This is a genomic window from Nesterenkonia aurantiaca (genome assembly GCF_004364585.1).
GTDB classification, from domain to species: domain Bacteria; phylum Actinomycetota; class Actinomycetes; order Actinomycetales; family Micrococcaceae; genus Nesterenkonia; species Nesterenkonia aurantiaca.
Genome location: NZ_SOAN01000006.1, coordinates 90530 through 103595 on the forward strand (window position 1 = coordinate 90530; position 13066 = coordinate 103595).

Genomic DNA, 13066 nt, shown 5'->3' on the forward strand with positions numbered 1-13066 from the left:
GTCGAACTTCTGGGGCTCCTTCCGCGTGGTGCATCCCCATCGACCTATCCGGTGTCTCCAGCCCGGTCATCGTCTACGGTCGCGGAGCGTCGTCGGGATGCCCCGCGGGCTTCTCCGATTGAGCATCGTTCAGGAGGTGGTCAGGGAGACGACTGCCAGGGGCGCGGCTCCGGATCTCCAGCAGGGTGCGGGTATGCGTCCAGAGCTCACGGTCCTCCTCCGTGACTGGCTCCCACGGAGGAACGGGGACAGAGGTCCCGTTCTCGTCGCGGGCGACCATGATGGTGATGCAATTCGTGGTCTGGGTGAGTTCCCCGCCCTTGGGGTCTCCTGAGCGGACCTCCACGGCGATATGCATGCCCTTGTTGCCGGTGTAGATCAGTCGGGCCTCCACCTCGACGAGGTCCCCGATGTGCACCGGACGTGTGAAGCGGATCCCGCCGGAGAACACCGCCACAGTGTCTCGGCCGCAATAGCGGGAGGAGCAGAGGTAGGCGGCGGTGTCGATCCACTCCATGACCACGCCTCCGTGGACCTTGCCGCCCCAGTTCACGTCCGTGGGTTCTGCCAGGAAACGCAGCGTGACGCGTTCGGCGGTGCCTGCGTCCGTGTAGCGCTGGCTCTTCAACGCCGCCGTGATGGCGTCGCGGATGGGGATCCTGGACATGGCGTAGTCGTGGTCGCGCTTCTGCTCCGGGGTGTGGGGGACGAGTTCCGGCACCGGCGTGGCGTAGCCGTCCGCGTCCACCGCCACGAAGATGACGAGGCAACGGGCGCGCTCCTCGAGGTGGCCCGTCTTGGGGTCGCCCGAGCGGACCGTCGTTTGGATATGCATCGAGGTCCGGCCGGTGTAGCGCACGGTGCCGGTGACCTCCACCATCTCGCCGACCTGGACCGGATCGTGGAAGTGGATGTTGCCGACGTAGGCGGTCACGCAGTAGCTGCCGGACCAGCCGGTGGCCGCAGCGAAGGCCGCCTTGTCCACCCATTCCAGGACCCGACCGGCGTCGACGGTCCCGGCCTTGCCGCGGTCCGTGGGCGCGGCAAGGAATCGCAGGGTGACCTCGTGACGCTGGCCGCTGCCGCTCGTCCGGGTCGCCATCTCTGAGGGGTCCGCTCCGACCCGCACCGAGCCCGGGTGCGGATCTGTTCCGTCGGGGTTGAGGCTGGGATTCGAGCTCATCTCAGGCCGGTCTCCTGTCCGCGCAGCAGCGCATTGAAGGCCATGACTCCCTCGTCCATAGGCCTGATCTGGAGTCTATTCGTTGCCGGTTCGATCGTCTCCGGTCCTCGACGCCCGGCGTGCTCCCAGCAGCGTCAGGAGGCACCGGTATGCAGAAATGACCTGAATCAGTAGTAGTACGGGAACTCGGACCAGTCGGGCTCGCGCTTGGCCAGGAAGGCGTCGCGGCCCTCCACCGCCTCATCGGTCATGTAGCCCATCCGAGTGGCCTCCCCGGCGAACACCTGCTGGCCGGCGAGGCCGTCGTCGGGGGCGTTGAAGGCGAACTTCAGCATCCGGATGGCCTGCGGGGACTGCCGGGCGATGTCGGTGGCGTAGCCCAGTGCGACCTCTTCGAGACGCTCGTGGTCCACGGCCTCGTTGACCGCGCCCACGGCGACCATCTCTTCGGCGGAATGCTCCCGAGCCAGGAAGAAGATCTCCCGGGCCTTCTTCTGGCCCACCTGGCGGGCCAGCAGGGCCGAGCCGTAGCCGGCGTCGAAGGAGCCCACGGTGGCGTCGGTCTGCTTGAACTTTCCGTGCTGCAGCGAGGCGATGCTCAGATCGGCCACCACGTGCAGCGAGTGCCCGCCGCCGGCCGCCCAGCCGTTGACCACGGCGATCACCACCTTGGGCATGGTGCGGATCAGCCGCTGCACCTCCAGGATGTGCAGCCGGCCGGCGCGCGCCGGGTCGATGGTCTCGGCGGTGTCGCCCTCGGCGTAGCGGTACCCGTCGCGGCCGCGGATCCGCTGATCCCCGCCGGAGCAGAAGCTGTGCCCGCCGTCCTTGGCGGAGGGGCCGTTGCCGGTGAGCAGCACGGCGCCCACATCGGGGGTCATCCGGGCGTGGTCCAGCGCGCGGTAGAGCTCATCCACGGTGCCGGGCCGGAACGCGTTGCGCACCTCGGGGCGGTCGAAGGCGATGCGCACCGCCGGCAGATCAGCGGTGATCGTGCCGGCCTCGTCGCGCTGCACACGCCGGTGGTAGGTGACGTCGGTGAAGTCGAACCCTTCCACGGTGCGCCACTGCCAGGGGTCGAAGATGTCGGAGACCTTCGTGGGCAGGCTGGGGACGGTCGGGCTGCTGGGGGTATCTGATCCGGTCACAGGCCCGAGTCTACCGAGGAGCCGGGGTCGTCGTCGGGCTTCGGTTCGACCAGGTTCACGACCCTCTAGGATGTTTTTGGGACAGAGCAGATCTGGATAACCGTCAAAGCCGCTGATCAGGCGGTGCTGGAGAGGCAGAGCATGAGCGCGAGACGATTCACCGAGGAAGCCTGGGCGAGCACGGAGGAGATCCGTGCGCGGATCGAGACCCTGCCGTTCCTGGAACAGCTCGAGGCCGGGTCGCTGCCACGGGAGATCTTCGATAACTACATGGGCCAGGACGCGCTGTACCTCACCGAGTACGCCCGGGCGCTCGCCGCCTGTGCCACGCAGTCCACCGACCCGGAACACATCATGTTCTGGTCCCGGGCCGCGGCCGGAGCGATCGAGGAGGAGCGCGCGCTGCACTCGACCCACGTGGTCGACTTCTCCGCGGTGGATCCCTCACCGACCACCGTGGCCTACACCTCCTACGAGCTGGCCCTGATCTCGGCAGGTTCGCTGCCGGTGCTCGCGGCCTCGGTGCTGCCCTGCTTCTGGATCTACGACGACGTCGGCACCCGGCTCAAGGCCAGGGTTGAATCCCTCGAGGAGCACCCCTACGCGGACTGGATCAGCGCCTACGGAGACCCGGAGTTCCACGAGCTCACCGAGACGGCGAAACGGGTCGTCGATGAGCTGGCCGCCACGGCCAGCGAGCAGACCCGAGCCGCGATGCACGCCGCCTACCGCCGGGCGAGTCAGTACGAATGGATGTTCTGGGACTCGGCATACCGGCAGGAACGCTGGCCGGTCGGCTGAGCGGCCGAGCCGGGGAATTGACGAGCCGATGAGTCGCCGAGGTGCCGAGTTCTTGACCGAGGGGCCCGAAGATGCGTGAACTGCCCGGGCTCGACGCCCAGGACGAGGCGGCCATCGAGGAGCTTGCGACCTACTACCGGCATTTCGCCCAGGTGGAGGCGGCCGGGGTCTCACCCCGTTACGCCGACTGGGCCCTCGGGGTGGCGCAGGATGAGGAGCTGCTCTCGCGGCTGGCCCAGCTCCCAGCCGCCAAGCGGCAGGCCAACCTGCTCTTCGCCGCGGCCCGGCTGCATGGCGTCGAAGCCGCAGCGTGGCCGGAGGCGAACTCACTTATCGGCGCGCGCTGGTCACAGATCGAGGCCACCATCCGTGAACGCGCCACACAGACCAATGAACCCGGACGGATCGCCACGCTGAATCTGGCCTTCGCGCAGATCCAGGCGCAGGAGAAGGCCCCGCTGGCGCTGATCGAGGTCGGCGCTTCCGCGGGGCTCTGCCTATACCCCGACGCCTGGCCCGTGCGCTACCGCAGCGAGGACGCCACCGAGGTGCTGCTCAGCCCGGCGGAGGACCAGCTGCGCAGCACCGTGGAGCTGACCTGTGAGCTCAGGGGGCTGAAAGCCCCGGAGGTGCTTTCACGGGTGGGTCATCGCGCGGGGATCGATCTGAACCCCCTGGACGTCACCGCGCAGGAAGATCTGCGCTGGCTGGAGGTGCTGATCTGGCCCGGCATGGAACACCGGATCCCGAGGCTCGCCGCCGGCGCGGCTCTGGTGGCCGCAGACCCGCCGGCGCTGCACACCGGTGACCTCAACGAGCGACTCGCCGAGGTCCTGGCCCAGGTGCCGGCCTCGATGACCCCGGTGGTCTTCCACACCGCGGTGCTGGCCTACCTGAGCCGGGCCGACCGGCTGCGGTTCCGCCGCCAGGTGGAGGCCGCGGGCGCCCGATGGGTCAGCAACGAAGGCCTGCAGGTGGTGGAGGGGATCGCGGAGCAGCTCCCGGACGAGACCGACACCGAATCAGGTTTCGTGCTCAGCCTCGACGGCGAGCCGCTCGCCCGCACCGCCCCGCATGGGCAGTCCGCCCGGGCGCTGCGACGCTGATCAGCTCCTGCCGCTGAGCTGATCCAGCCGATGAACAGGTCCTGTCGATCAACGAGTCTCGCCGTGGACCTCAGCTGGGCTTCTGGACCAAGAAGATCATCTCGGGGGAGTCCTCGGTGAGCTCCTCGCGGTCCCAGTCGCCCCAGATCTGCACCTCGCGGAACCCGGCGGCGCTCAGCGTCTCGCGCAGCACCGGAAGCGGCCGGTAGCGCAGCGTCTCCTCGGCGAGGATCTCGCGGGAATCCGGCAGGAGATTATGCGCTCGGGCGGTGATCAGCGCGCCCTCGGCGGGGTCCTCGGTGACCCGCACGATCTCCATCCAGGAGGTGAACTCGCCACCGTCGGGGTGCGGCTGGGTCTCCCGAGTGGACTCCGGATCCCAGGCGTCGAGCTCCAGCGCCGCCGGATTGCGCACCTCGAAGGCCAGGTGGCCGCCGGGCTTCAGCGCCCGGAAGGCATGGCCCAGCACGGCCTCCCAGTCGGCGCGAGCCAGGAAGTACTGCGCCACATGGCCCTCCATCACGGCCAGGTCCGCCGCCTGCGAGGTCAGCTGATCGGCGAAGCCGTGGATCCAGCGCGGCTGCGGGTTCAGCCTCGCCGCGGTACCGGCGCCGCTCCGGGAGCGGGCGACGTCGATCATCGCCGCCGAAGGGTCCACCCCGGTGACCTCGATGCCGTGCTCGGCCAGCAGGATCCCGAAGACCCCGGTGCCGCAGCCGATGTCGGCCACATGCTCGGCGCCGAGCTCCTCGGCCAGCTCGAGGTAGAACTCGTGGTCCCAGCCGCCGGAGTTCTCCACGTCATAGATCGCCACCAGCTCCGGGTCGCTCACCCAGGCGAAGGCCGGATCGACCTCGGGGACTGAGCGCTGGCCGGGACCGACCGGGCTGTCCGGGCTGTCCGAATCGCTGGAGATCGGCGCATCGGCAGCACTCACCGGCGCGGCTCGCTGGCGCTGAGATCCTGACCGGCGCTGAGACCCCGACCGGCGCTGAGATCCTGACCGGCACCGAGGTGATGCGCGATGAACGCGTAGTCCCAGGCCCGTTCCTTCCAGGTCTCGTACCGACCCGAGGCGCCGCCGTGGCCGCCGTCCATCTCGATCTTCATCACCACCGGGGCTTCGCCGCGCTGGGCCTCGCGCAGCACCTGCACCCATTTCGCGGGCTCCACGTAGAGCACCCGGGTGTCGTTGAGGCTGGTCACCGCCGCGATCGCCGGGTAAGCCACCTCTCGCACATTCTCGTACGGCGCGTAGGACTTCATATAGCGGTAGACCTCGGGGTCGGTGATCGGGTTGCCCCACTCCTCCCACTCCAGCGCCGAGAGCGGCAGCTCCGGGTCCAGGATGGTGGTCAGGTTGTCCACGAAGGGCACCTGGGCCAGGATCGCGACGTACTTCTCCGGGGCGAGGTTGGCCACCGCGCCCATCAGCAGCCCGCCCGCGGAGCCGCCGAGCGCCGCGACCCGCGCCGGATCCGCCCATCCGGTGCTGATCAGGTGATCGGTGGCGGCGATGAAGTCGGTGAAGGTGTTGGCCTTCTTCAGCTTCTTGCCGTCCTCGTACCAGCCGCGGCCCAGCTCGCCGCCGCCGCGGACATGCGCGATCGCGAAGACGATCCCGCGATCCAGCAGCGAGAGCCGCGGGATCCCGAAGCTGGGATCCATGCTCATCTCATAGGAGCCGTAGCCATAGACCAGTGCGGGGTTCGTGCCGTCGGCGGAGACGTCCCGGTGGTGCAGCACCGTGACCGGGATCTCGATGGCCGAGCCGTCCGCGCGGGTGTCCCCGCTGGGAGCCCAGATCCGGGTGGCGCGGTAGGCGTCGAGGTCCACGTCGTTGACCGGGGTCTCCCGGCGCAGCACCGGCTCCGCGGTGCGATGCTCGATGTCATAGATCCGGGTCGGGGTCAGCCAGGACTCATACGCCACCCGGAACAGCGGCGCCTCATACTCCGCGGCGATCACCGCGCAGGTGTAGAGCTCCTCGTCGAAGGCCGGGCCGGGCAGCGTAGAGGTGGGCACCGGTTCGGCCCCGGCGAGCGCCGCGCGCAGCGCATCCAGGGAAAGCAGCTGGATGGACTCGATGGTGTCCCGGCGGGCGGCGACGATGATCTGCGCGGCTGTGACGCTCACGCCTTCAAGCTTGACCGTCTCCTCGTGCGGCAGCACCGGCTTGCCCAGGTCCAGCGGCTGGTCACCGCGCGGGTCCTGAGCGGTCAGCGCCGCGGCGGTGGTCACCGCCAGGGCGTTGTTCGGCCCGGACTGGTTGTGCGTGATCAGCAGCAGCCGCTCGCCGTCGACCTCGATCGGGTCGATGCTGTGCAGCAGCCTCCGCTCGGCGCCGATCAGGAGCACCGGCTCGGCCTGCGGGTCGGTGACATCCAGCAGCCGGGACTCGTCGTACTCGGAGTTCCCGGAGATGATCACCAGTTCGCGCTTGTCCGCGGAGAGCCCGACGCCGGTCCAGAGCTGCTCGTCGCTGATCTCCAGGATCAGCCGGTCCTGCTCGGCCGCGGTGCCCAGGGTGTGCATGTAGAGCCGGTAGGGCCGCCAGGCCGCATCGGCCACCATGTAGTAGGCCCGGGTTCCGGTGGGCTCCAGCACGGGCCCGCCGTGGACGTTGCTGATCTCCTCGGGATGGTTCTCCCCGGTCCTCAGGTCGCGGAAGCGCACGGTGTAGTGCTCGTCCCCGGAGGTGTCCTCGGAGTAGGCAAGCAGGGTCCCCTCGGCGTTCAGCGACATCCCGCCGAGCTGGTAGAACGGATGCTTCGCGGCCTCGGCGTTGGTGTCGAAGAAGGTCTGCTCGCCCTCCAGGGCGACGCCGGCCTCGACCTGCGGCGGGGTCCAGGACCCGGGCTCGCCGTCGGGCTGCTCGGCTTCGGTCGCGATCGCACTTGAATCTGCTGCGGGGGCGGCGGGGACCCGGCAGTACACCGGGTGCTGCTCACCCTCGATGGTGCGGGTGAAGTACCACCAGTCGCCCCGGCGGGAGGGCACCGAGAGGTCGGTCTCCACGGTGCGGTGCTTGATCTCGTTGAAGATGCTCTCGCGCAGCGGCTTCTGCGCCGCGGTCACCGCCTCGGCGTAGGCGTTCTCGGCGTGCAGATGCGCCAGGACCTCGGGGGAGTCCTTCTCCCGCAGCCATTCGTAGTGATCCACGAAGGTGTCCCCGTGGTGGGTGCGTTCGGTGGGGACCTTCTTGGCCTGCGGGGCGGTGGATTCAGACATGCGGCCATTCAACCAGACTGCCGGTGCCCGGCTCACGCCGCGCAGCGGGCCCCGGGCTCACTCCCCGGCGCGCACCAGCCCGCATTCATAGGCGTAGACCACCATCTGGGTCCGGTCCCGCAGTGCCAGCTTGGTCAGGATCCGTGACACGTGGGTCTTCACGGTCTGCTCGGCCAGGAACAGGTCGGCAGCGATCTCCGCGTTCGATCGTCCTCGGGCGACGGCGGTCATCACCTCCTGCTCCCGCTCGGTGAGTTCCCCCAGCAGCCGCGACGGCACCGGGGTCGCCGTCGGACGGGCCGCGTAGTCGGCGATCAGGGTGCGGGTGATCTTCGGCGAGAGCAGCGCGTCACCCTCGGCCACGACCCGGACCGCCTGGACCAGCTCCTCGGGGGTGGCGTCCTTGAGCAGGAAGCCGCTGGCCCCGGCGCGCAGCGCGTCGAAGACGTACTCGTCGGCGTCGAAGGTGGTCAGCATCAGGATCCGCGGCGGAGTCCCGTCCATGCCGAGGATCTGCCGGGTGGCCTCCAGACCGTTGACCTTGGGCATCCGGATGTCCATCAGCACGACGTCGGGGGTGGTGCTGCGCACCACCTCCTCGATGCCCTCTCCATCGGCGGCGGTGCCGGTCACCGTGATGTCCACCTGGGCGTCGAGCAGGGCGGCGAAGCCGGCGCGGATCATCGACTGGTCATCGACGATGAGCACCCGGATCGAGGCAGGGGCGAGCGGGGCCGAGGGGTCGGCGGAGTCGGCGGCGGGCATGGTTCAACGCTACCCCGGTACCGCGCTCGCCGATGCCTATGGTGTGATGAGGTCACCATGCCCTTCAGCCCAGGATCCTCCACGTGCACAGCCCTGCCCCTGAATCCCTGACCCGACGGCTCGTGCGCGACAGCGCCTACGTGCTCCCAGGGCTGCCGATCGCGCTCTTCGGGGCCAGCCTGCTGCTGAGCCTGCTGGCGGTCTCCATCGCGACCGCGCCGCTGTGGGTGGGGGCCCTGGTGCTGCCGCTGACCCTGGTCACCGCCTCGGAGTTCGCGGAGCTCTCCCGGCGTCGGCTGCGAATCTGGGGCGCGCTGCTCGATCCGGTCGGCTACCGTCCCCGGGACCCAGGTCTGGCCGGTCGGCTCCGACCGGTGGCGGACCCGCGCCGCTGGCTGGACCTGATCTTTGAGATGATCCTCGCGCTGCCGGTGCGGCTGGTGACCTTCGTGGTGGCGGCCCTGTGGATCCTGATGGGCCCGGTCGGTCTCACCTACTTCTTCTGGTCTCGATTCATCCCCGGTGAACGTGGCCTGATCCGCCTCCTGGAGCTCATCGCGCCGGCGCTGGTGCCGGCCAGCGGATTCTGGCAGTACGTGCTGGACTCCGGGGTGTTCTTCCTCCTCGGCGTGGTCTTCCTGGTCACCCTGCCTGCCGTGATGCGCGGTCTGGCCGCGCTGGACGCGCTGCTGGCCACGAGCCTGCTCGGCGCCGGCGGCCGGGGTCGGCTGATCCCGCTGGAGCACCCGCAGGCGCATCCGCTGGAGCGCACGCTCTCTCGGGTCGCCGGCGGACGACCGGGGGGCCAGGTCGAGGACTCCTCGGCCACCTTCAGCTCCGCCGCCTGGTCCTGGATCGGGATCTGCTTCGCCGCGGTGGTGCTCTTCGCGGTGGCCTGGCCGCTGACCACCACGGTCTATGGGATCCACCCGGCCCTGGGCCTGGTGCTGACCCTCGCGCACTGCCTGAGCCTTGTGCTCACGCTGAAGTTCCCCTGGGCCGGCATCGGCGCCTCGGTGCTGGTCTCAGCCGGGCTGATGGGCGCCACCGCGGAGGCCGGGGTCGGGATCTGGCCCTGGCCGGTCACCGCCATGCTCATCCAGTGCGGGGTCATCCTGGTCGCGGCGCTGCGCGAGCCCTGGTACTGCGCGGCCAGCGGCTGGGCCGCCAGTGCGCTGCTCACCTTCGCGGCCATCGTCATGGCGGCTCCGCAGCTGCCCGACGGCGCGGTGAGCACCGGCATCGTGTTCTCCTCGGTCGGGGTCGGCGTCGCAGTGCTCGGAAGCCTGACCCGGCAGTGGATCCGCGACGCCGACCGGCTCGAGGTCTCCGAACGCACCAGCGCGCAGCAGAGCCGACGACGTCGGGAGCTGGAGGAGCGCAACCGGATCGCCCGCGAGCTCCACGACGTGGTCGCCCACTCGATGTCGGTGATCAGCGTGCAGGCCGCGACCGCCCGCTACCGGCTCAGCTCCATCACGCCCGAGGCGCAGCAGGAGTTCGAAGAGATCGCCCGATCCTCCCGCCAAGCACTGGGCGAGATGCGGATGCTGCTGGGCACGCTGCGCAGCGAGGAGGAGCCCCCCACCGGACCGACCCCGGGCCTCGCCGAGATCTACTCCCTGGTCGAAGCCACCCGCGCTTCGGGCACCCCGATCCGGGTCACCGGGCTTGACGTCGTCGAGGCGTCCTCCGCGGTCGGCCTCGCCGCCTACCGGATGGTCCAGGAGGGACTGAGCAACGCGCTGCGTCATGCGCCCTCCTCCACGATCGAGGTCAGCGCCGAGCTGCTCGGGGAACGGTCCGAGGCTTCGAGCTCAGCAGACACCGAGCACCTGCTGATCCAGGTGCGCAACACCGCTCCGCCGCACCCGGTCTCAGTGCCCGCCCCGGGCGCCGGGCTGGGACTGGAGGGCATCCGGGAGCGGGTCAGCGCGGTCGGGGGGACCGTGGAGACCGGAGAGACCCCGGACGGCGGGTACTTCATCCGGGCCTCCTTCCCGCTGTGAACCCCGCCCACCCCCTACCCGGGTAGGGGGTCAGGTTGGCTCCGCCGGGTGACGCGGCGCAGATCTCAGCTCGATAACGTGGAACCATGACAATCACTGAGACACGGTCGGAGGCCGCCCAGGGCCGCGCCGAGCGAGTGCGCCCAGCCGGTAACAAACAGGTCAACGAATTCTTCGAGCTCGCCCAGCGGGTCAAGGACGAGGGCCTGATGGACCGCGGCGCCTCCAGCTACGTGCTCCGGGTGATCGTGCTGACCCTGGCCTTCGCCGGCGCCTTCGTGGCGATGTTCACCCTCGGTGACAGCCTCTGGCAGCTCGGCCTCGCCGCGCTCTTCGGGATCCTGTTCACCCAGGTCGCCTTCCTCTCCCACGACGGCGCCCACCAGCAGGTGTTCCGCACCGGCAAGCGCAACGAGTGGTTCGGCCGGGTCACCGGCAACCTCATCGTGGGTCTGTCCTACGGCTGGTGGACCAAGAAGCACGGCAAGCACCACGCCAACCCCAACACCATCGGCAAGGACGGCGACATCGCCCCCGGCGCCCTGGTCTTCGTCGCCGAGGACGCTGCGCAGCGCACCGGCTTCATGGGTTGGCTCGCCCGCCGGCAGGGCTGGATGTTCTTCCCGCTGCTGACCCTCTTCGCGATCGCACTGCACTACAACGCGCTCAAGACCATCTTCACCGCCAAGAAGCTCAAGCGCCGCAAGACCGAGCTGGCCATGCTGGCCGTGCGCCTGATCGGCTTCCCGGTGCTGATCTTCCTGGCCATGAGCCCCGGCCTGGCGCTGGGCTTCCTGGCCATCCAGCTGCTGGTCTTCGGCGTCTACATGGGTGGCAGCTTCGCCCCGAACCACAAGGGCATGCCGATCATCCCCAAGGACTCCGACATGGACTTCCTGCGCCGCCAGGTGCTGACCTCACGCAACATCAAGGGCGGCCGGGCCATGGACGTCGCCATGGGCGGACTGAACCTGCAGATCGAGCACCACCTCTTCCCGCGGATGCCCAGCCCCAACCTGCACAAGGTGAAGCCGATCGTCGAGGAGTTCTGCGCCGAGAAGGGCATCAGCTACACCGCCACCGGGCTGATCACGTCCTACGGCATGGTCGTGACCTACCTGAACCGTGTGGGTCTGGGCTACGCCGATCCGATGGACTGCCCGATCATGAACCAGTACCGCGCCCGCTGACCCGCTCCGGGTCACGCCGAACCCGTGATCACGGGGCGCTGCGCCCCGCGATCTCCCGCCCGGTCCACTTCTTGTGGACCGGGCGGTTCTGCGCGCGGGACGTGCGGGTCAGCGCGGAGGTCAGCGCGCGCGGGAGGTGCGGGTCAGGTGTCGGGTCTCGCTGGAGAACAGCGGGATCAGGACCGCGCTGAGCAGGAACGCCGGGGCGGAGGACAATGCGGCCCCCGCCATGAACAGCCACGGGCTGGGTGAGGCTGTGGCCTCTGCCAGGCCATGGCGCGCCACCGGTCCCAGCAGCGCGGCGAGCCCGATCGCCGTGCCGATCACTCCGAGCGTCAGGCAAAGGCCCGCCTGTCGGCCTCCCGGGATTCCAGGCTCGGCCGGCAGCGGCGCGAGCTGCGGGTCGCTGGCCTCCACGTGGTGCACCACGGCGCCGCCGAGCAGCGTCCAGGCCGCCACCACCAGATAGGCCGCCAACATGTCGCTGGGCAGGTGCCAGCCCTCGATGTAGATATAGCCGCCCCACCCGGCCGCCCAGACTCCGGCCAGGACGCCCCAGAAGGCGCGGTCTCGGGGCCGGCAGATCAGGAACACCGCCGCTGCGGCACCTGCGGCCATGGTCGTATGACCGCTGGGCAGGGAGTTCATCGGCCATTCCTGGCTCAGACTCACCAGCGCAGGACGCGAGGACCAGACCAGCTTGATCAGCTGCGTAGTGATGTTGGACCCCAGCGCCACCGCGGCCCCGCAGAGCAGGACCAGCCACCGCTGGTGGGATCCGCGCTGATGACCCAGCGCCAGGCATGCCAGCGCCGGGGGCAGCAGGATCCACACGGTGGCCCAGGTCCTGTGCGTATTCAGCTCAGGCAGTGGGTTCCAGGTGCCTGCGGCGGTGCGCTGCATCATCTGGTCCAGCAGCTGGCCCGGCCCGGTGCGGACCGCGCCGAGGTAGAGCACCCCGAAGAGCACCACACACAGCAGAAACCCGGCCACCCACCGCTCGAGGTGGAAGGCCGGGTTTCTCTGGTGTTGGGGCATGCGGCCATTCTGCCGCACGGCTTCAGCGACGGGGAGCTTGGACTCCGGTTGTGTTTCGACAGCAACGACCTAGCCGGCATCATTTCAACCCGCGCGGAATTCAGTCGTGAATGATTACTTTCGTGCCCAATTAGCTATGTGAGCGAGAATCAGCGAAATCTGAGGTGAACACCTTGATCCCTATGAACGAAGCGTGCTACGAATTAGATATGAATAAAAAGTCTATATTAAAGAGAACAGTTGCTTCTATCGGCGTCATGGGTGTTGCAGCAGCGGGAGGTCTCCTCGGCGCCGCGCCCGCATCGGCGAGCGTGGCCCTGCCGGCATCTTCCGTAGGTTGCCAGTCAATCTCGAATCCGCCGATGAACTGTGAAGTGCGCGAAATCGACGAGCAGCAGGCACGGAAGCAGCTGCAGTGCTACTCCGCCACAGGGATAGGCACGGTGTTCGGCGGCCCCAAGGCTGGCATCGCGGCTGGTCTGACCTGCGCCTCGGGTCACCTCTTCAGCTACTGAAAGAGTGACAACTTTGGCCCGGCCGAATTAGGAATCAGCCTCCGTGACTACGTCTCCAGGTAGTTGTCAATCTGAATACG

General features: G+C 68.9%; 11 protein-coding genes. 5 read left to right on the forward strand and 6 right to left on the reverse strand.

Translation table 11 applies throughout. From position 1 onward, the window contains the following. Positions 1-73: 73 nt before the first annotated feature. Both EV640_RS08760 and EV640_RS08765 read right to left on the reverse strand, forming a co-directional pair. Positions 74-1102 (reverse strand): acyl-CoA thioesterase, encoded by a 1029-nt coding sequence (locus EV640_RS08760; protein ID WP_133726336.1) that lies wholly within the window; start codon positions 1100-1102, stop codon positions 74-76. Positions 1103-1350: 248 nt separating this feature from the next. Then, positions 1351-2331, reverse strand: a complete 981-nt coding sequence (locus EV640_RS08765) for a 1,4-dihydroxy-2-naphthoyl-CoA synthase (protein ID WP_235180896.1) — start codon at positions 2329-2331, stop codon at positions 1351-1353. A gap of 141 nt (positions 2332-2472) precedes the next feature. Between EV640_RS08765 and EV640_RS08770 the strand changes: the two genes are divergently transcribed. Together EV640_RS08770 and EV640_RS08775 are read left to right on the forward strand one after the other, a co-directional pair. Beyond that, positions 2473-3132, forward strand: coding sequence for a TenA family protein (locus EV640_RS08770; RefSeq protein WP_036473182.1), 660 nt, complete (start codon positions 2473-2475; stop codon positions 3130-3132). Positions 3133-3203: 71 nt separating this feature from the next. Then, entirely contained in the window at positions 3204-4238 is a 1035-nt protein-coding gene (locus EV640_RS08775; protein ID WP_133726294.1) for a DUF2332 domain-containing protein, read from the forward strand. A 70-nt stretch (positions 4239-4308) separates the two neighbouring features. Here EV640_RS08775 and EV640_RS08780 read toward each other — a convergent pair whose 3' ends face one another. From EV640_RS08780 to EV640_RS08790, 3 genes are read right to left on the reverse strand one after another with little or no spacing between them, the layout of a single operon-like run. Next, complete coding sequence (locus EV640_RS08780) at positions 4309-5175, reverse strand: class I SAM-dependent methyltransferase (protein ID WP_166645896.1); 867 nt, start codon at positions 5173-5175, stop codon at positions 4309-4311. Continuing rightward, positions 5172-7469 (reverse strand): S9 family peptidase, encoded by a 2298-nt coding sequence (locus tag EV640_RS08785; RefSeq protein WP_133726296.1) that lies wholly within the window; start codon positions 7467-7469, stop codon positions 5172-5174. Before EV640_RS08785 ends, EV640_RS08780 begins: the two co-directional genes overlap by 4 nt. Before the next feature lie 57 nt (positions 7470-7526). Next, positions 7527-8234 carry a response regulator gene (locus EV640_RS08790; RefSeq protein WP_133726297.1) on the reverse strand — a complete coding sequence of 236 codons (708 nt, stop codon included), beginning with the start codon at positions 8232-8234 and terminating at the stop codon, positions 7527-7529. An 83-nt stretch (positions 8235-8317) separates the two neighbouring features. Between EV640_RS08790 and EV640_RS08795 the strand changes: the two genes are divergently transcribed. Beyond that, positions 8318-10243 carry a sensor histidine kinase gene (locus tag EV640_RS08795; protein ID WP_084479278.1) on the forward strand — a complete coding sequence of 642 codons (1926 nt, stop codon included), beginning with the start codon at positions 8318-8320 and terminating at the stop codon, positions 10241-10243. An 86-nt stretch (positions 10244-10329) separates the two neighbouring features. Next, a complete protein-coding gene (locus tag EV640_RS08800; protein ID WP_133726298.1) occupies positions 10330-11433 on the forward strand; it encodes a fatty acid desaturase family protein in 1104 nt (367 codons plus the stop codon). Positions 11434-11553: 120 nt separating this feature from the next. Here EV640_RS08800 and EV640_RS08805 read toward each other — a convergent pair whose 3' ends face one another. Further along, entirely contained in the window at positions 11554-12471 is a 918-nt protein-coding gene (locus tag EV640_RS08805) for a phosphatase PAP2 family protein (protein ID WP_084479279.1), read from the reverse strand. Between the two features lie 164 nt (positions 12472-12635). On the opposite strand from EV640_RS08805, the gene EV640_RS08810 reads away from it, so the two are divergent. Continuing rightward, entirely contained in the window at positions 12636-12986 is a 351-nt protein-coding gene (locus EV640_RS08810; RefSeq protein WP_133726299.1) for a hypothetical protein, read from the forward strand. Positions 12987-13066 lie beyond the last annotated feature (80 nt).